The organism is Novosphingobium barchaimii LL02 (genome assembly GCF_001046635.1).
Lineage (GTDB): Bacteria > Pseudomonadota > Alphaproteobacteria > Sphingomonadales > Sphingomonadaceae > Novosphingobium > Novosphingobium barchaimii.
On sequence record NZ_KQ130453.1, the window covers coordinates 669756 to 688618 of the forward strand.

The window sequence follows — 18863 nt, forward strand, 5'->3', positions numbered from 1 at the left end:
GACAGATCCTCTCTCAGTGGACGGGTGCGGGCTGGGGAGCGTCGACGGCCTCGAACAGTTCGAGCGGGGCCGCGTACATCGGTTCGGGAGCGCCGGCGGTGATCGCGTAGACGTTCTCCATATGGCAAGGGCCAAGCTTCGCGCCGAAGTAGAGACTGTCGAGCGAGATCAGCATGTTCTCCTCCATCACGAAACCTTCCTTGACCCCGGCAAGGCCAGCGGCGGGGAAGGCCAGCGGGATTTCCAGTGGCATCAGGCCGATGCCGTGGGCGACCACCAGCAGCTTCTCGGGCGTGGCGACGCCGTGGGCCTTGAGATGCTCGTACCCGATCGCCGGCAGGCTGGCGGTCGAGACGCCGGGCCGCAGAGCGTCGACCATCTTGAGGAAGGCATCGCGCAGGATGTCGTGCTGGCGGCGATATTCCGGGCTGGCCTTGCCGACCACGGCGGTCCGATTGATGTCGACCCAGAAGCCGTCATGGATGCCCTGGGTTTCAAGGATCACGATGTCGCCGCTGCGAAGCGAACGGTTACCCCGGGTGCGGAACAGGTCGGGGATGAACTCGTCCGCCTCATAGGCACCGCCGAACAGCATGGCGCCTTCGTCCACCGGGATCACTTCGTGGCGGACCATGAAGTCGCAGATCCGCGCCTGCACGTCGTTCCAGTCCGCGCCTTCGTGGAGCAGCGATCCGGCATGGGCGATGATCCGGTCCGCCAGTTTGCCCAGCTTGCGGTAGCGCGCCAGTTCGCCGGGCGTCTTGACCACGCGCACGCGCATCATGAAATCCAGCACGTCGCTGTATTGGTGAGGAACGGTGCCCGCGATCCGCGCCGAGACGCGGTGTTCATCGAAGCCGACACGCCCCCCCGCAAGGCCGTGATCCGCCAGCGCCGAGGCGATTGCCGCCGTGATGTCGGGCTGGCAGGTTCCGGCGATGGCACCCACCATGCCTCCCGCATCCTCGGCCAGTTGGCCGCCGTTGCGATCCGGGTCGATATAGCGACTGACTTCGCAGAAGTTGAGCATGTCGAACGTGCGCAGTTCGCCGAAGGTACAGGCGTCCCCGTCCTTGTTCAGCACAGCGACGAGGCCCAGGTTCGCCTCGGGGATCACCAGCGTCAGCGGTTTGGCCGGATCGGCATAGACGATGGCCGCCGCCATCGGCTCCATCTGCTGCCAGCGCTCGAGGATCGAGTGATAACCCGCCACATAGCGCACGTCGTGCGGGTGGCTGAGGACCACCGCGTCCAGCCCCTCCGCCCCCATCATCGACTGCAGCCGGTCAGCTCTCGGGTTCGAAGGTGAGGTCATGCCGCCTCCTCCAGCCCCTCGTTGGCGACGTTGGAGACGACTTCGCCCTTCGCCACATCGCGCAGGAATTCGTGATTGAGGATGAAGCGCACTTCGCCCGCATCGTCGGTGAAGGCGACGGCGCCGTGGCCCATGAACAGATATTCGGTCACTTCCTCACAGCGCGCTTCGCTGTGCCGCGATCCGATCGGCTCGTAGCCATAGGTGCCGGCGGGCGCCGAGCCGACATCGTAGATCAGCTCGCCCTTGGTGACGAAATATTGGCCGTGGCCCAAGTGCCAGTGAGGGGCGAAGGTGGCGCCCGGCTCCATGTGGACCCATAGCACCCAGTCGCCGGTTTCCTCGCTGTAGCGCAGCAGCCGGATCGTAGTGCCGACACCCAGCGCCACTTCGTGGCAGTCGTTGATGTTGACGATAAGATCGCCCAGTTTTCCGGGTTCGTGTTGCTCGGTCATGGTTTTGTTTCCTCTCGCAAAACTCGAAAAATCACATCGTGGCAGTGAGGCCCTCGTCGGCAGGGATGACGGCGCCGTGGACACAGCTCGATTTGTCATCGAGCAGGAAGCAAACCAGCTGCGCGATCTGCACCGGCTCCATGAAGAACTTGCGGCGCGGGCTGGGATGGCCGTCCATCAGCGCGGCGATGGCCTGTTCGCCCTCGGGCGTGCACAAGTTGGCGGTGAGCGGCGTCGCCACCGCGCCGGGGCACACGCAGTTGATGCGGATACCCTTGGGGCCAAGTTCCGCCGCCAGCGTGCGCGAAAGCATCGCCACGGCTGCTTTCGAGGCGCTGTAGGCACTGTCGCCCGCACGCCCCGCCACGCCGCTGACCGAACCGATGAAGACGATGGCGCCGCCGCCTGTCTCGATCATCGCCGGGAGCACGGCCTGCGTGACGTAGAAGGTGCCTTTAAGGTTCACGTCGATGTGCCGGTCGAACAGCGAAAGCGGGCTTTCTGGCACCGGGTTGGGCGCCCACATGGCCGCGTTATTGACCAGCAGCGTGACCGGCCCAAGTGCGGCCTCGATCCCGCGCACGGCCTGCGCAACGGCCTCGGCATCCGAAATGTCGACGTGGACCGCGTGGGCGAGCGCGCCGCTGGCGACTTCCTTGTCGAGGTCGGCCCGGGGGGCGTCGGACAGCACTGCGACCCTGGCGCCCGCCTCGCGCAGCAGCTTCGAGACGGCGGCGCCGATGCCGCTGGTGCCCCCGGTGACGAGCGCGACTTTTCCTGCAAGATTGCTCATTGCGCGGTGAAACCTCCGTCGACGATCAGTTCCGATCCGTGCATGTAACCCGCCTCGTCAGAGGCAAGGAACCGCACCGTCTTGGCGATGTCGATGGGGTCGGCCATGCGCCCGATGGGGTGGGCCGGGGCGAGACCGGCGGCGGCTTCCTCGACACTGGCAGCGAAACCGCTGTCGACGATGCGCTGGAGGATGTGATCGACCATGCCGGTCTTCACGCCGCTGGGGTGCACGGAATTGACCCGCACCTTGTAGCTCAGCGCCGAGAATTCCATCGCGCAGGCCTTCACGAACAGCGCCACTGCGCCCTTCGATGCGCAGTACCCAGTGTGCAGCGGCGAACCGATCTTGCCCGCTACCGAAGATATCACCACGATCGAGGCGCCATGCGGAAGATCCTCGCCCGAACGCTTCATCAGGCCGATCGCTGATTTGGTGCCCAGGAAAACGCCGTCGACGTTGACGGCCATCTGTTTGCGCCACTGCTCAAGCGTGGTGTTTTCCATCTTCTCCACCACGACGATGCCGGCGACATGGATCAGCGTGTCGAGCCGTCCATAACGTGCTTCTATCGCCGCGATAACGGCCTGCCACGATGCCTCGTCAGTGACGTCGAGCTGGTAGTAGCCCCAGTCGGGCTGAGCCGCGTTCCATTCTCCTGGCAGATCTGCGCCCACCACCACCGCCCCGGCCTCGGCCAGCGAGCGGGCGATTTCACTGCCGATGCCGCCGGTGCAGCCGGTGACAAGGGCGATGCGTCCTTCAAGCGAGGCGATCATGCGGGAACTCCTGTGATGGCCGCTTCGCCAAGGTGGTCGAAGCAGCGGATATCCGGATCACCGTCGAGGCAGGCGTATCCATCGGCGGACATGGCGACGTGATAGGGGCGCAGCGCGTGCTCCTCCTTAGCCTGCATCGTGGTGAAGAATTCGGTGAACACAAAAGCGTTGGCATCGTCCTGCGATTGCAGGACCTGGAACAGCAGGGTATCCGGCTCGTTCGCGCGGACATCCTTTTGGAGCTGCGTCGTCAACTCTATGAAACGCTGCGTCTTGTCCGGTTTCGTGCGGACATGCATGATGACTGCAATCACTTGAAGGACCTTTCGTCATGTGGGGGGAAATGCTGGCCGAGGCGGCGCAGGCCGCGCAGGGACCGGACCCTGCCTCCGCGCAGCCGCTGGTCGAACGCCTGCTCACCGCGAAACCCGGCGACGGGGATGCGCTGACACTGGCGGGGATCGTGGCCCAGCGTACCGGGCGCATGGAGGATGCACTGGCTGCCTTTCGCGCCGCGCGCGATGCCGACCCCCTCGACGCCGGGCGGCACCAGAACCTGGCCGTCGCGCTGAAGAACCACGGCGCCTATGACGAAGCCCTTGCCGCCTTCACTGCCGCGCTGGACCTGCGGCCCGGCCATGACGGGACGCTGGCGAACCTCGGCTCGTGCCTGATCGCGGCCGGGCGCTGCGAGGAGGCCATCGAGGTGCTGGCCGCGGCAGGTGACAAGCCCGAAGCGCTGAACAACATGGGCGTGGCGCTGGCCCGCCTGGGCCGTCACGATGAAGCGGCGGCGCGCTACAACCGCTCGCTGGCCTTGCGTCCCGGCCATCTCGAAACCGCGCTCAACCTGATCGATGCACTGGCGGCCAGCGGCAAACGGGACGAGGCGGAAAATCTCGTGCGTCAGGTGCTCAAAGCACAGCCGCGCAATATGCGCGCCGCGAACCAGCTGGGTCTGATGCTGGAAAGTGCCGGGGATTTCGTCGGTGCCGCTGCGGTGCTGCGCAGCGTTTTCGATCCCGCCGCGCCCAATCATGCGCTTGGCGTCAATCTGGCGCGCACGCTGATCCGGGCCGGCAATCCCGAGGACTCGCTGCGGGTCAGCGGCGCGCTCGTCAAGACACAGCCCAGCGTGACCACGCCGCTCGCGCTGGCGCTGGCGGCTTACGAGCATCTGGGCCAGACCCGTGAGCTGGGCGGACTGATGGCTTTGGACCGCTTCGTGTCGGTGCATGATATCACCGCCGCGCCGGGCTTTGCCGATATGGCGCAGTTCAACGCGGCGCTGGTTGAAGAATTGCGCGCGCATCCCTCGCTGACCTTCGAGCCGGAGGGCCTCGTCACCAGGCAGGGCCGCCAGAGCGGCGATCTTGCCGATGCCGAAACTCCGGCACTGCGCGGCCTGGTCAGCATCACCACGATGCACCTCGCGGAGACTCTCGCCGGGTTCGCGGCCCAGCCCGCCGATCATCCATTCCTGCGCGCCCTGCCCGCGAACTGGAGCCTGACCCTTTGGGGCACGGTCCTCCAGCCCGGCGGCGAAGTGGGCGCCCACATTCATGCGCCGAACTGGCTCTCGGGCGTCTACTATCCCGAGTTTGCAGGCGAGGACGGCGCTTTCGCGATAGGCGTGCTTCCCGGCGAACTGGGCGGCGGCGGCACCCCTGTCGTCAAGAACCCGCGCGCCGGGCGCATGATCGTGTTTCCCTCCTACCTGTGGCACGGAACGCTGCCGTTCGGGGGAGAGAAAGAACGCATCAGCTTCGCCTTCGACCTCGTGCCCGCAGGCGTGGGCCAACCGCACAAGCTGCGCTGAAGGCCCGCGAGGCACAGAAGGGGAAGCCGCTGCCGCCATCACTCAGAACTTAGCCGAGCCTTCGATGCCGAAACTGCGCGGCGGGGCGTAATTGGTGAAGTTGAACAGTCCCGCCACCGAGTTGGCCGAGACGCGGTAGACCTTGTCCAGCAGGTTTCGCCCGAAGATGGCCACGCGGTAGCGTTCGTCGGGATCGGTCCAGCCGATGCTCGCTCCCACCAGGGTGCGCGCCTGCCCCTGCGAATAGTCGGCGTTGAGCGTGGTGGATTCGAACTGCGCCTGGTAGTTGATGTCGGCGTTTAGCGAGACCGTGCCGAAGTCCGCAGGCGGGAATTCGTAATGCGCGTTGGCCCCGGCGGTCCACTTGGGCGCGCCGCGCAGTTTCAGATAGGACGCATCCTCGTTGACGCCGTCACCGTCGACGTCGGTGCTGAAGTTGATGTACTTGGCTTTCTGGTAACCCACCGAAGCGCCAAGCGTCAGGCCGGGGACCGGGGCGGAGGATATCTCCAGCTCGATGCCCTTCACTTCCGCCTTGCCGGCGTTGGTAGTGCGGGTTTCCTGTCCGGGCAGGCCCGTGATCGGGTCTACGAAAGGCACTACGGCGTCGCGCTGCAGATCGTTGTACTTCACATAGAACGCCGCGACGTTCACGCGCAGCTTGCGGTCGGCCGTTTCGGTCTTGAAGCCCAGTTCGAAGCTGTCTGCCGTCTCCTCGCGGAATGGCAGCGCCGACGTGGCGGACATCGCCTGTTCGTTGTAGCCGCCCGACTTGTAGCCTTGGCTATACGTGAAGTAGTTGTTGATGCCCGATGCGATTTCCCAGCGGTAGCCGGCGCGGATGGTCGGCTTGCTGAACTTGGCGCTGTCGCTGTATTCGGGCCAGAAGCCGGTGGCGATGGTCGAACGGCGGACTTGCGGGCGGACCGAGAAGTCCTTGCTCTCCTTGGTATAGCGCGCACCCAGGAACACAGAGAACGGATCGGCGAGCTTGTACTCTGCCTCGCCGAACACTGCATAGCTGTCGACCTTGTAGTTCGCGGTGGACTGGTTCGGATCGGTCAGCGCGGTGGGATCGCCCAGGAAGCGCAGGAAGCCAAGAAAGCTGGTCGCATTGGCATCCAGCGTCTGCCCCCAGTACATGGCGCCGGCGGTGAACTTGATGCTGTCCGAGAAGTCGGAGCTGAACCGGGCTTCCGCGCTGTATTGCTTACGGGTGTCCTCGCGGGTGGAGACGAACAGGTAGGCGTTCTCTCCGGTATAGTCGGATGGCAGTTTCGAGCGAACCCGGCGCCAGCCGCCGACCACAGTGATCGTGCCGGTGCCCTCCATGGTATGCTCGCCGCGCAGGAACACGCCGTCCACGTCGACCCGGTGGCCATCGAGCGTGCCCACGCAGGTCGGCGCGCTGGAAGAGCCTTCGCACAGGGTCGTGCCGGTCTTGAACGGGCTCTGGCCGGTGGTCTGGATGCCGGGGAAGCCGACCACGTCGATCAGGAAGCCGGGGGGCGTCTCGTTGACCGACGGCGGGCTGTCGCCCCGGTCGCGCAGCAGTTCGTAGGTCAGCATCAGGTTGGTGTCGTCGGTCGGTTCCCACAATAGCTTGGCGCGGCCGCTGAAGTAGCGGCTGCCGCCCCAGCGCTGCCCGCGTCCAGGCACGCCTTGGAAACCATCGACGGAATTGTTCTTGGTCAGGCGGTAGTACCCATCGCTTTCCTGAAACGAACCGGCGGCGCGGAAGTAGAGGTTTTCCGACAAGGGAATGTTGATCGAGGCCTTCACGTCCTTGGTGTTGAAGCTGGAGTAGCCGAGGCGCACTTCGGCACTGAAGCCCGGCTCCGGCTTCTTGGTGATGACATTGACGACGCCGCCCACGGTGTTCTTGCCGAACAGGGTGCCTTGCGGTCCGCGCAGGACTTCGATGCGCTCCACGTCGAACAGGTCGAACAGCTGGGTCTGGACGTGAGCCAGCACGAAATCGTCGACGACAACGCCGACGGCCGGCTCGAAGGTCAGTATGATGTCGCCGGTGGACTGGCCGCGAATGCCGATCGCGGCGGCGTTGAAGCCCGGCACGTTGGTGATGACAACATTGGGAACGTCGCCCGCCAAAGCGCGGATATCGTTGGCGAACTTGTTCTCGATCGCCGCCTCGGTAAAGGCTGAAACCGCTACCGGCGTGTCCTGGATGGATTCCGAAATACGCCTCGCGGTGACGACGATGTCCTCAAGACCGGTCGACTGGCCGGACTGGCTAGTGCCCTGCGGCTGCGGCGCGGGCGCCGTCTGGGCCAGGACAGTGGTGCTGGCGCTCGTCAGCAGCCCCGTGGCGAGCAATTTGCAGACGCAATTCAGGTGTGACTTGCCGATCATGGTCTTCCCCTCCGAACCGACTGCCTTTTTGTGATGGGGCAGTTCGAATCACTGCCGACGTTTTCGTCCGGCCCACATAAATGAGTGCAGATGATCTTTTTTGTGAAGCTAAAAAAATCATTCATGTATGATTTATTTTACTGCATTGCAGCGGGAGCAGAAGGAGGGGATTGTTTTGGAAACCGGCGGCGTTCAAGAATTTCGTAAGTATAGCGGGGGAAGCGCAACACGTGGGGGACTTGCTGCAGTGCAGGAGATGACCGGCGAAAAAACGCCAGCGAGTCGGCGCCGCTACACCAGTCCGGCAATGACGGAGCGCCGCGCGCGGATCGTTGACGCTGCCCACCGCATCCTGGGCGAAGGCGGCGTCGCCGCGCTGACCATTCGCAGGCTGTCCGACGAGGCCGGGGTAGCCCAGCGCACGCTCTACCGCCTGTTCGGCGACAAGGACGGCGTCATCAGCGCGACGGTGGTCGACCGCATGGTCGAAGTGCGCGGACACATCGCGCGGCGCGACCACATCTACACGCTGCCGATGGTGTTTCGCGAACTAGACTGGATGGTCAGCGAACTCGACCGCGACAGCCTTTACGCGCGGGTGGTGATCGATTTCGTCTTCGCGCCGGAAGTCCGCACGCTGGAAGTGAACGAGCTAACCTCAGTGGCGCGCAGCCGCTTCGCCGGGTGGCTGGAACACCAGCGCGGCAAAGGCAGCGTGCGCGACGATCTCGATAACGAGGCGCTGGTCGACACGCATGTGATGCACGAATTCCTGGTCTACCGGCGCTGGTCGCTGGGGCAGTGCGGATCGGACCAATGCCGCCTCGAACTGCACGCCTGCTTCCTTCAGAGCGCCTCGCTGGTGCTGACGGAGGAGCTTCGCGAAACCTATCTGGCAAAGCTGGTCACGCTGCAGAAACGGATCAGGCGAATGCGCAAATAGCCCGAAAGACGGGCCGATAATGGGAGAGTGAACGATAATGACCCTGGATGACCTGACCGCGCGCGAGGCGATCCGCCAGTTGCGCATCGACTATTCGACCGCTTTCGACACGATGGACGAGGCCGTCGTGCGCCGCAATTGCGCAGAAGATATCGTTTGCGAATACCCCATGGCCTTTGGCGGCGTCTACGAAGGAGTGGAAGCGGTCCTGGGCCTGTTCCGCGACAACTGGCGCCATTGCCGCGCGCCGTTGGAGACGCTGCATTACATCGCCAACCACTCGATCGAACTGACCGCGCCGGACAGCGCGCGCGGCCACTGCCTGCTGTTGGACCTCGTCACGCGCCAGCATGAAGGGTCCGCCATCGCTACCCAGGGCGGCGAGGTCAATCCGCTGCTGCTGATCGGGCGCTACGACGATGTCTATGTGCGTCAGGGCGGCCAGTGGAAATTTGCCCGGATTGCGCTGACTATGTTGTGGCCCACGCGCTCTGATTGAGGCGGAAAAATCGTCGTCCCGGCCCCGGTCCGGGACGACTTCATGTTTACTCTCCGGTTTTGTGTGCCGAGCCGAAATGCATTTCCGGTTTGCCACTGCGTAGTACGTATGCCCTTGAGCGGATATACTGGCGCAATGCTTCGATCTGGTCCGGTTTGAACTCACCGAACGCGGGCATTCCGTTCGGCACCAGCGCGCCGTCCTTGACGACTTGCGCGAACACTTCGGAATCGTGCGGGATCGCCGAAGTGCGCAGGTCCGGCGCGGTGCCGCCGGCGACGACGCCGGTGCCGTGGCAAACGGCGCAGCGACCGCCGAATATCCCCTCCCCGCGCGCGGCCAAAGCCGCGTCCGGCTTGTAGTCGGCATCCTCGAAGGCAACCGCTTTGTATGGAATGCGCGGCGGTAGTGTCTGTTTGCCGCCGATCGCGAACGTGAGCACCCGGCGGGCCTGGGTTCGGTAATCGATGCCGTATTTCTCGAACATTGGGCCGAACAGGCCGACGCTGGTGCCGATTCCGGCGATCACCGTGACGTATTGCTTGCCGTTCACCCGGTAGGTGATCGGCGGCGCCACCACGCCGGCACGCGCGTCGAAGTTCCACAGCCGCTTGCCGTCCTGTGCGTTGTAGGCGGAGAAGCCGCCGTCGGGCCGTCCCTGAAACACCAGATTGCCGCCCGTGGCCATGATGCCCCCATTGCCGTGGGTGGGCATTGGCAGTTTCCAGCGCGCCTTCTGCGCCACCGGGTCCCAGGCAATCAGCCAGCCGGTGACTTTGCTGCCGCCCGCGTCGATGGAGTAGCCCACACCCGGAGACAGGCCCATCCCGCCCGCGAACTTGAAGTTCTCGCGCGTGATCCCCGTATCGTCGAAGCGCACTTGGAGGTCGATGGCGGGAATATAGGTCAGGCCGGTCTTGGGGCTGAAAGCCATCGGCATCCAGCTATGCGCGCCCAGCGGGGTGGGGCGGAACGTGGTCTTGCCGCTTTCATAGCGCACGCCGGGGTTTTCGACCGGGCGCCCGGTGGCCAGGTCGATCTTCTTGGCCCAGGTCACCTGCACGAAGGGTTCGGCAGAGATCAGCTTGCCGTCCTTGCGGTCGATCACATAGTAGAAACCGTTTTTCGGCGCCGTGGTCACCACCTGACGCGGCTTGCCGTCGATGGTCAGGTCGGCCAGCTGCATGTCCATCGCGGCGTTGAAGTCCCAGCTTTCGCCAGGATTGATCTGGTAATGCCACTTGTACTTGCCGGTCTTCGCATCGAGCGCGACGATCGAGCATACGAATAGGTTGTCGCCCTTGCCCAAGCTGCGGATCTTGTGGTTCCACGGCGCGCCATTGCCGGTGCCAATCAGGATCTGGTCGTTCGCCTTGTCATACGTGATCGAATTCCATGCTGAACCGCCGCCGCCGTACTTCCACCAATTGCCGTGCCAGGTCTTGGCGGCCATCTCCTGCGCCTCGTCCTCGAAGCCCTTCGCCGGGTCGCCGGGGACGGTGTAGAATTTCCAGAGGAATTTGCCGGTATCCGCATCGAAGGCGGTGACGAAGCCGCGCACCGCGCTTTCATCGGATCCCGCATTGCCGATGATGACCTTGCCGTCGAATACCCGCGGCGGGCCGGAGATGAACATCGGCGCGCCGTCGTCCAGTGTTTGCACAGTCCAGACAGGAGCGCCGGTCTTCTCGTCCAGCGCCACGAGGCGGCCGTCCTGCGTGGCGGTGATGACCTTGTGGTTCCAGTAGGCTACGCCCCGGCTGCCCCAGCCCTGCCGCAGACGCACACCCGAAGCCTCGGGTGCCTTGGGGTCATGCTCCCACCGGACCTTGCCGGTGGCGACGTCGATCGCGCGCACCACCGAATAGCCGGTGGCGAGGTAGACGCTGCCGCCCACCTCGATCGGGCCGGTGGCCGGGTTGCCGGCGGGCAGGTCCACTGACCAGACGAGACCCAGATCCTTGACGTTGCCTTCGTTGATCTGCTCCAGCGGGCTGTAATGCTGCTCGCCGTAAGTGCGCCCGAAGGCGGGCCAGTCGTCGCCGCTGCTGGCATCGTCCAACTGCTGCAGCCATGCCTCAGGCGCCTGCTTGCCGGCCAGGGCCTCCTGATCGGCAGAACCACAGGCCGCAAGGCTCCACACCATCGCGCCAAGCATAAACGGCCGCATCACTTTCAAATCGCCTTTCACCAACACGCGGTGCACCTCTTGCTCGAAAATGGGGGGTGAGGCCCAATTCCCCCATCCACCTGGCGGACGGGGGAACTGGCGCGGCGCCTTACAACTGATTGCCGAAGGAAAGGCCCAGTTCGACACCGAAGTATCGCGGCGCGCCGAACTGCGAGTTAAGCCACAGACCCGCCACGTTCTGCGAGCCGATGCGGTAGCGCTTGTCGGTAAGGTTCCTGCCGATCAGACGGACGTAATACTTGTCATCAGTCTGCGAGAGGGTGATCGATCCATTCACCAGCGTCCGCGCGTTGAGGAACGTATTGCCGCGCGGATCGTCAATCGCCTGCGTGTTCAGGTTGCGGGCGGTATAGGCCACGTTGCCGTTCAGAGTCATTTTGTAGTCATCACCCAGCGGCACCGAATAGATGGCATCCACCGTCCATTGCCACTTGGGCGCCCGGTCCAGCGGCGCGCTCGCCAGATCGTAGCCGGCATTCTCCGCCGTGTAGCTCTTGTACTTGCCATCCTGATAACCAAGCACACCGCGCAAGGTCAGCCCATCGACCGGAGTGGCTGAAAGTTCGCCTTCAAGCCCCTTCACGGTGGCGCTGGCCGCGTTGACGAAGATCGTCACCTGATTAGGCTGGCCATTGACCACGATCGGCACGTTGAGCTGCTTCTGCAGGTCCTTGTACTTCACATAGAAGGTGGTGACGTTGAAGCGCACCCGGTTGTCGAGGAACTGCGACTTGAAGCCCACCTCGAAGCTATCGGCGGTCTCCGGGTCAGTGGCGCGCGCGGCGGTACGGAAGGCGTCGAGATCGTCACCGAAGGCCGCGAAGCCGCCGATCTGGTCGTTGAAACCGCCGCCCTTGTATCCGTGCGAATAACCGCCGAAGACGAACACGTCGTCCGTCGCCTGATAGCTGATGCTGGCGCGGTAAGTAGGCTCGCGCCACTTGTCCTTCACCGTCACCACGCCTGCGGGATACTTGTATACGCTGGCGTCAAGCGCCTCGTCGATCGTGATCGTGGGATCGAAACCACCGTTCAGCGCCGGGATGAACGTCTGCTGGCGGCCCCTCCAGGTCTTGTCGTCCCAGGTGTAGCGCCCACCCGCCGCGATCGTCAGCTTCTCGCCCAGCTTGAGCGTTCCTTCGAAGAACAGCGCGCGCGACTTCGCCTTTTGGGCGTTGCACAGGATGTAAGGCGTATTGTTCCACTCGCCGAACGGCAGAGGCCCCGCAGTCAGGTCGAGGAAACCGAGGATCTGGGAAACGCAGAAGTCGATCTTGTCGCGCTGGAAGAATCCGCCCGTGACGAAGTTGAACGGCCCCTGGAAATCGGACGAGAAGCGCAGTTCCTGCTGGAAGGTCTTACGGTCGTCATCGCGGGTGGCATCGAAGAACGACAGCAGCTGGCCGTCGCTGCCCAGCGCGGTTGCACCCGCATAGGAGTTGGGAATCCGCGACTGCTGCTTGCGATAGCCGGTGACCGAGCTGACCGTGCCGATGCCGGTGTGATATTCAAGATTGGCGTAGAACCCGTCGACCGAGATGCGCTGGCCCTGATCCATGAAGAGCAGGCCGTCATGGCGCCCGGTGTAACCCGCGCGCTTGAGCGGGTCGACGTTCTGCGCATTGGGATCGGTCAGGCCCAGAAGATCGGTCACGAAGGGATTGGTGCCGGTATAGAGGTAATTCTCATTCACCGAAGGGACCGAATCCGAACGATCGCGAATCCACTCGTACTGCAGCAGCGCGCTGAAATCAGGCGACGGTTCGATCAACAGCTTGGCGCGGGCCTGCCACACATCCTTGCCGCCAAGCCGCTCTCCGCCCAGGCACCCGCTGGAGCCTTGGAACTTGTTCGGCACGAAGCCGGTGACCGGGCCGTAGCAGGCGCCGTTGCGGTAGAACCCGTCCGACTTCTCATACCCGCCGACGAGGCGCAACGCCGCGATCGAGCCGATCGGCACGTTCATCGCGGCCTGTACCTTCTTCTCGCCGAAGTCTCCGAATTCTGCGCGCGCATCGACACCGACATATTCGAGTTTAGGCCGCTTGGTGCGTACGGTGACGACGCCGCCGGTGGTGTTCTTGCCGAACAGCGTGCCCTGCGGCCCGCGCAGCACTTCTACTTGCGCCACGTCGAAGGTATCGAGCAGCTGGGTCTGCACCGATGGCACCACGAAGTCGTCGACAAGAACCGCGACCGGCGGTTCGAAGTAGACGATGATTGAGGTCTGCCCGACGCCGCGCATGGCGAAGCTGGCAGCATTGAAGTTGGCGATCGTCGCTGCCGAGAAGTTCGGCACGAAGGCGGCGATATCGCCAAGATCGCGCGGCGATGCCTGCGCGATCAGGGTGGCGTCCACCGCTGAAACCGAGACCGGGGTGGACTGCAGATCGGTGGCGCGGCGGGTAGCGGTGACGACAATTTCGGCCAATCCCGAACTGGCCGATGCCGTGCTCGCCTGCGGGGTAGCGGTATCTGCGGCAGCCGTATCCTGCGCGCGGGCGGAAGCACTTGCGAGCGCTGCGACAATCGCGAACGCGCACGTGGAACCATGCAGCCTCATGGTGAACATAACCTCTCTCCTTGTGCCCCGCCATTCCTTGCGGGTTGCCCAGATGGATATCACGACCGGAGCGATAAGCAATCATTCATGTATGTTTTTTTGAAGCATGTCGGAAGTGCGACAGCGGACGTGCCACAGGGCCATGTGCCAACCCTGTGAAAGGGCCTCATAAAGCCCTATCACATGCATTCATGATTGTTTTTATATTGTGATCGCCTATGCTGAACGGCAAGCAGGTGGCGATACAGTCACCGCATTGGAGAGAACCGGGCAAACGCGCAGCCGCGGGCGAATCGCCGCTGTCGCCCAGCCCCGCCTGAGGAGAAAACGACGATGGCTTTCAGCTTCCTGTCCCGCTTCCGCATCAGAGACGACCTGCAGCGGGAATTCGTCGCCCTGGCGCGCGAGATGGAGGTGCTTTCCAGGCAGGAGCCGGGCACCCTGCACTACAAGTTCTTCCGCCTGTCCGAACCGGGGATGTTCGCCGTCCACGAAAGCTTCGTCGACGAGGCAGCCGACGAGGCGCACATGGCCTACGACCACAACAAGGCGCTGATCGAGAAGATCGTCGGCTGCATGGACGGCAGCTACGAACGCGAACTGCTGTTCGATCTGGATGCAGAGATGGAGGGACAGGCCCGATGAGCGCCAAGAGCTTCATCGCGCAGCTGCGCACTCGCCCCGAAAAGCGCGGCGACATGATCGCGCTGCAATCGGAACTGAAAAGCCTGGTGTTCGAACGCGAGCCGGACGCGCTGGTGTACGAACTGTTCCAGTCGGAAAGCGACCCCGACCTGTTCCAGGTCGTCGCCACGTTCCGCGACGATGCGGCGTACGAAAAGCACATGCACATCGACTTCCACGACCGGCTGGTGCCCGGCATCCTGGAATGCGTGGCCGAGGACATGAAGCTGGAATTCTACCGCTCGCTACCCTGAGCGGGTGTCTTAGCGCTTAATCCCCCCGCCATTTGCGCGCGCTTCGCTCGCAAATGGCGGGGGGATCATATCAGGCGATGGCTGCGGCATCCCTCAGGCTGTCGATCATCGACTGGCGCAGCAGGTACTTGCGGCGTTCGTCGTCGTTGGTCAGCAGGGCGCGCATCTTGTCACGGCGGCGCGCGTGCGCCTCACCCTGCCCGCCGCGCATGGCCTCCATGTTCTCGATGGTCTGCTTCTGCGTGAAGGCGTGAGTGACGGTGCGGCGCTGCCGGTCGAACTGATCGAGCAGGCCATTGTCACCGCCCTTGATGACGTCGACGAGGCGCTCGCACAAGTTGAACGCGTCATGCACGCCGCTATTCATGCCGAACCCGCCGAGCGGGTTGTTGAGATGCGCCGCGTCGCCGACCAGCAGCACCCGGTCCTTGCGGAACTGCTTGGCCACGCGCTGATGGGCGCGGTAGATCGTGCGGTGATGCGTCTGAACACTGGCGCCGTCCTTGAGGAAACCGTCGAAAACCTTGGCCTTTTTCTCCTCGGACAGCAGTTCCTCGTTGCTTGCCCCGTTGGCGGGCACCAGCACGCGCCACAGGCGAGGCACCCGCAGCAGCACCATCCATTCCTGCGCATCGGAGATATAGTTGACGTAGGCAAGGTCAGGCACTTCGTCGCGGATTTCCTGTTCGGTCGACAGGCACAGGAACCGCTCCGGATACGTGAAGCCGTCGAATTCGATGCCCAGCCATTTGCGCACGATAGAACTCGCGCCGTCGGCGCCGATCAGATAGTCGGCGCGGATCGGCTCGATCCCGGTCGGCGTTTCCAGGGCCACCTCGACGCCGTCATCGTCCTGCTGGAACCACACCAGACGGTGGCTGAACAGCACCTCAGCATTGGATTCCTCGTTAAGGCGGCTGGCCAGCTTGCCCGAAAGGTGGTGCTGTTCGCACTGGAGGCGGAAGGGATATTTGGTATCGCCGGCCAGTTCCGCGAAGTCGAATGGCATGATCTCGCCGGTCTGACGGTCACGCCAATGGTACACCGGCGACTTCAGGCCAGTCTCCATCAGGAAGTCGGTGACCTTGATCTGGTCGAGCATCTCCAGCGTCGGCGGATGGAAAGTGGAGGCGCGAAGGTCTGCTGCGTTGTCCGCACCAAGCTCCGCGAGGATCACGTCCACGCCGTTCATCGCCAGATACATGGCGGCGACCGAGCCGACAGGCCCCGCACCAGCCACGACAACCTGCACCCGCTTCTTCGTAGTCATTTGGTCGTCTCCAAGGGCCGCCGCGAGCGCCGGGCACGGATGAAAGTTGTCAGAATTCAGCCATCAGGCGACCGAAACCATCGATCTGGTCGTCGATCCCGTTGTGGCGCAACGCGTGCCAGTAGGTGGCGGCGTTGATTGCGATCACTGGCTTGCCCAGCCATACCTCGGCCGCGGCGGCGAAGCGCATGCAATCAAGGTTGGTGCCAACCTGGATAAGCGCGTCGACATTGTCATCGTCAAGCTGCCGGAAGGTTTCGCGCAAGGTCTGCTCAGGCGTCTCGGCTATGGCGATCCAGCTTGGCCGCTCCAGCGCAACGTCGCGCACCGTTTCATAGCCGTAGTCCGAGAGGAAGTTGCGCACTTCGGCATTGGCAGTGGGGAAGTAAGGCGAAAGGAACGCCACCTTCCTGATCCCGCCATAAGCCTTCAGCGCGGCGACAGTCGCTTCCGCGCCTGTCGAAACGCCCAGTCCCGAGACTTCCTCGACCTGCTCGCGCCACTTCCGGCCACCTTCCGCGCCGTTGAAGAAGGTAACGGCCGACATGCCCATGACAAGGTAGTTTGGCTCGCACGTCAGCACGCGTTTCACCGCGTCGTGGGTCATGTCGCTGATTTTCCACGCGCCGGCCATAAAGGTGTCGTTCGAGACGGCCTGCGCATTGTCGACGTGGATGCGTGAATAGTGGTTGGTGACGCCGCGAGGACGCAGGTCGTCAAAGTCGGGCTGGACGATCGTGTTGGTCGACGGGCCAAGCACGCCGAACTTCATCCGGTAGCCCTGCCGGTCCTTGTTGCGACGGTACGTGCTGGCAATCGTGGTCATCTCATTCTCCGGTACGATGGATGGCGAGCCTTCGGGGGTGGAGCCGGGCGTGGGCTTCAGACCGCTCCTGCGAGCCACGGCTCGACAAGGGCGACGCGCGCTTCATGCGCACTGATCGCCGGGCCCTCGGTACGCGTGAGCGCGATTTCGTCGAGGCCGTCGATCAGGCATTCGCGGCGGAAAGGGTCGATGCGAAACGGCCAGCGCTGGCCGTCAGGCGCCTCGATCACCTGCGCGATCAGGTCGACCTTGAGAATGCCATCCTCGCCATCGGTGCGGGCGAACGCCATCAGCGGCGGAATGGCGACTTCGTCGACGACGGCGGTGAGTATCCCGTTCTTGAAGGCGTTGCTGGAAAAGATGTCTGAGAAACTGGGTGCGATCACCACGCGGATGCCAATATCGACAATGGCCCAGGCGGCATGTTCACGGCTGGAACCGCAGCCGAAATTGGCGCCCGCGACGAGGATTTCGCTGCCCATGTAGCGTTCCTCGTCGAACACCGTGACGCCGTTCTCGCGCAGCGCCGCGAAGGCGCCCTGGCCAAGGCCCACCTTGCTGATCGTCTTGAGCCAGTCCGAACCGATGATCTGGTCGGTATCGACATTGCTAAGGCCCAGCGGATAGGCCCGCCCTGCCACCACGGACATGGTCATGCCGGTTCTCCGATATAGGCGCGCACGTCGGCCAAGTGTCCAGCCACGCCGGCGGCCGCAGCCATCGCGGGGCTCATAAGGTGGGTGCGGGCATCGGGGCCCTGACGGCCCACGAAGTTTCGGTTGGATGTTGAGGCGCAGCGGCCCAGCGGCGGGATCACGTCGGGGTTCATGCCCAGACATGCAGAGCAGCCCGGCTCGCGCCATTCGAAACCAGCGTCCATGAATATCGTGTCCAGCCCTTCGGCCTCGGCCATGCGCTTGACCAGGCCCGAGCCCGGCACCACAATCGCGGACTGGATGCGCGGCGACAGATGCCGGCCCTCCAGCACCCTGGCGGCGGCGCGCAAGTCCTCGATGCGGCTGTTGGTGCAGCTTCCGATGAACACATGGTCAACCTCGACGTCGACCATCGCTTGTCCCGGCGCGATGCCCATATAGTCCAGCGCGCGGGCGACAGCGGCGCGGCGGCCTTCGTCGGCGAAATCTTCCAGGCGCGGCGCAGCGCTGTCGATCGAGACGACCTGCTCGGGGTTGGTGCCCCAGGTCACGCTCGGCGCGATTGTGGAGGCGTCGATACTGATCGACTTGTCGAACACCGCGCCGTCGTCGCCGCGCAGATTGCGCCAGCGGGCGACCGCGTTATCCCACTGCTTGCCCTTGGGCGCCATCGGGCGGCCCTTAAGGTAGGCAAAGGTCGTCTCGTCAGGAGCGAACAGGCCCGCACGAGCGCCCGCTTCGATCGACATGTTGGCGACTGTCAGGCGCTCCTCGATGCTCATCGCATCGAAGACCGAGCCGCGATATTCGATCACGTGGCCGATGCCCCCGCCTACGCCGATCCGGCCGATCACTGCAAGGATCACGTCCTTGGCGGAGACGCCGTGCCCCAGCTTGCCCTCGACACGTATTTCCATCGATCTGGAGCGCGCCATGCGCAGCGTCTGCGTGGCCAGCACATGCTCGACCTCGGTGGTGCCAATCCCAAAGGCCAGTGCGCCAAGCGCGCCGTGCGCGGCGGTGTGGCTGTCGCCGCAGACCAGCGTACAGCCGGGCAGTGTGAAGCCCTGTTCCGGCCCGACAACATGGACGATGCCCTGTTCCGGCGAAGTCGCGGTAAAGAACGGCACGCCAAATTCGGCGACGTTGCATTCCAGCGCGGCAAGCTGAATGGCGCTGGCGGGGTCGACGATCGGGATCAGTTTGCCCGCCGCATCGACGCGCGGCGTCGTCGGGACGTTGTGGTCGGGCATCGCCAGCGTAAGGTCGGTGCGGCGCACCGGCAGTCCGGCCTTGCGCAGCCCTTCGAAGGCCTGGGCGCTGCTGACTTCGTGAACCAGATGGCGGTCGATGTAGATCAGGCTGGTGCCGTCATCGCGGCTCGACACCACGTGGGCGTCCCAGATCTTTTCGTAAAGCGTGCGCGGGGTCATGTTGCTCAGC

17 protein-coding genes are annotated in these 18863 nt (G+C 63.9%); 5 read left to right on the forward strand and 12 right to left on the reverse strand.

Annotated elements, in window-relative coordinates; translation table 11 throughout:
* Positions 1–13: 13 nt before the first annotated feature.
* From V474_RS09605 to V474_RS09625, 5 genes are read right to left on the reverse strand one after another with little or no spacing between them, the layout of a single operon-like run.
* On the reverse strand, positions 14–1315 hold the full coding sequence (locus tag V474_RS09605) for a M24 family metallopeptidase (protein WP_059151273.1): 1302 nt from the start codon (positions 1313–1315) through the stop codon (positions 14–16).
* Complete coding sequence (locus tag V474_RS09610) at positions 1312–1770, reverse strand: cupin domain-containing protein (RefSeq protein WP_059151274.1); 459 nt, start codon at positions 1768–1770, stop codon at positions 1312–1314. Before V474_RS09610 ends, V474_RS09605 begins: the two co-directional genes overlap by 4 nt.
* A 31-nt stretch (positions 1771–1801) precedes the next feature.
* On the reverse strand, positions 1802–2563 hold the full coding sequence (locus V474_RS09615) for an SDR family NAD(P)-dependent oxidoreductase (protein WP_059151275.1): 762 nt from the start codon (positions 2561–2563) through the stop codon (positions 1802–1804).
* The gene (locus V474_RS09620) at positions 2560–3342 is read right to left on the reverse strand and encodes an SDR family oxidoreductase (RefSeq protein WP_059151276.1); all 783 of its coding nucleotides are present in this window, start codon (positions 3340–3342) and stop codon (positions 2560–2562) included. Before V474_RS09620 ends, V474_RS09615 begins: the two co-directional genes overlap by 4 nt.
* On the reverse strand, positions 3339–3641 hold the full coding sequence (locus V474_RS09625; protein WP_236711087.1) for a putative quinol monooxygenase: 303 nt from the start codon (positions 3639–3641) through the stop codon (positions 3339–3341). The genes V474_RS09620 and V474_RS09625 overlap by 4 nt, the downstream gene beginning before the upstream one ends.
* A gap of 32 nt (positions 3642–3673) precedes the next feature.
* On the opposite strand from V474_RS09625, the gene V474_RS09630 reads away from it, so the two are divergent.
* Positions 3674–5161 carry a tetratricopeptide repeat protein gene (locus V474_RS09630; protein ID WP_059151278.1) on the forward strand — a complete coding sequence of 496 codons (1488 nt, stop codon included), beginning with the start codon at positions 3674–3676 and terminating at the stop codon, positions 5159–5161.
* A gap of 42 nt (positions 5162–5203) precedes the next feature.
* Here the strand turns inward: V474_RS09630 and V474_RS09635 are convergent, their stop codons facing one another.
* Positions 5204–7534 (reverse strand): TonB-dependent receptor, encoded by a 2331-nt coding sequence (locus V474_RS09635; RefSeq protein WP_059151279.1) that lies wholly within the window; start codon positions 7532–7534, stop codon positions 5204–5206.
* A 307-nt stretch (positions 7535–7841) separates the two neighbouring features.
* Between V474_RS09635 and V474_RS09640 the strand changes: the two genes are divergently transcribed.
* Together V474_RS09640 and V474_RS09645 are read left to right on the forward strand one after the other, a co-directional pair.
* Positions 7842–8477, forward strand: coding sequence for a TetR/AcrR family transcriptional regulator (locus V474_RS09640; protein ID WP_236711089.1), 636 nt, complete (start codon positions 7842–7844; stop codon positions 8475–8477).
* 37 nt (positions 8478–8514) lie between these two features.
* Positions 8515–8976, forward strand: coding sequence for a nuclear transport factor 2 family protein (locus V474_RS09645; RefSeq protein WP_059151281.1), 462 nt, complete (start codon positions 8515–8517; stop codon positions 8974–8976).
* A 46-nt stretch (positions 8977–9022) separates the two neighbouring features.
* On the opposite strand, the gene V474_RS09650 is transcribed toward V474_RS09645, so the two are convergent.
* The gene (locus tag V474_RS09650) at positions 9023–11146 is read right to left on the reverse strand and encodes a PQQ-dependent dehydrogenase, methanol/ethanol family (protein ID WP_059151282.1); all 2124 of its coding nucleotides are present in this window, start codon (positions 11144–11146) and stop codon (positions 9023–9025) included.
* Positions 11147–11255: 109 nt separating this feature from the next.
* Positions 11256–13739, reverse strand: coding sequence for a TonB-dependent receptor (locus tag V474_RS09655; protein ID WP_059151283.1), 2484 nt, complete (start codon positions 13737–13739; stop codon positions 11256–11258).
* Positions 13740–14063: 324 nt separating this feature from the next.
* Between V474_RS09655 and V474_RS09660 the strand changes: the two genes are divergently transcribed.
* Positions 14064–14375, forward strand: a complete 312-nt coding sequence (locus V474_RS09660) for a putative quinol monooxygenase (protein WP_059151284.1) — start codon at positions 14064–14066, stop codon at positions 14373–14375.
* On the forward strand, positions 14372–14668 hold the full coding sequence (locus V474_RS09665) for a putative quinol monooxygenase (RefSeq protein WP_059151285.1): 297 nt from the start codon (positions 14372–14374) through the stop codon (positions 14666–14668). Before V474_RS09660 ends, V474_RS09665 begins: the two co-directional genes overlap by 4 nt.
* Positions 14669–14738: 70 nt before the next feature.
* On the opposite strand, the gene V474_RS09670 is transcribed toward V474_RS09665, so the two are convergent.
* From V474_RS09670 to leuC, 4 genes are read right to left on the reverse strand one after another with little or no spacing between them, the layout of a single operon-like run.
* A complete protein-coding gene (locus V474_RS09670; protein ID WP_059151286.1) occupies positions 14739–15938 on the reverse strand; it encodes an FAD-dependent oxidoreductase in 1200 nt (399 codons plus the stop codon).
* Positions 15939–15987: 49 nt separating this feature from the next.
* Positions 15988–16764, reverse strand: a complete 777-nt coding sequence (locus V474_RS09675; protein ID WP_059151287.1) for a maleate cis-trans isomerase family protein — start codon at positions 16762–16764, stop codon at positions 15988–15990.
* Between the two features lie 56 nt (positions 16765–16820).
* Complete coding sequence (gene leuD / locus V474_RS09680; RefSeq protein WP_059151288.1) at positions 16821–17420, reverse strand: 3-isopropylmalate dehydratase small subunit; 600 nt, start codon at positions 17418–17420, stop codon at positions 16821–16823.
* Positions 17417–18853: a 3-isopropylmalate dehydratase large subunit gene (gene leuC / locus V474_RS09685; protein WP_059151289.1), complete on the reverse strand. Its 1437-nt coding sequence runs from the start codon at positions 18851–18853 to the stop codon at positions 17417–17419. The genes leuD and leuC overlap by 4 nt, the downstream gene beginning before the upstream one ends.
* Positions 18854–18863: the final 10 nt, after the last annotated feature.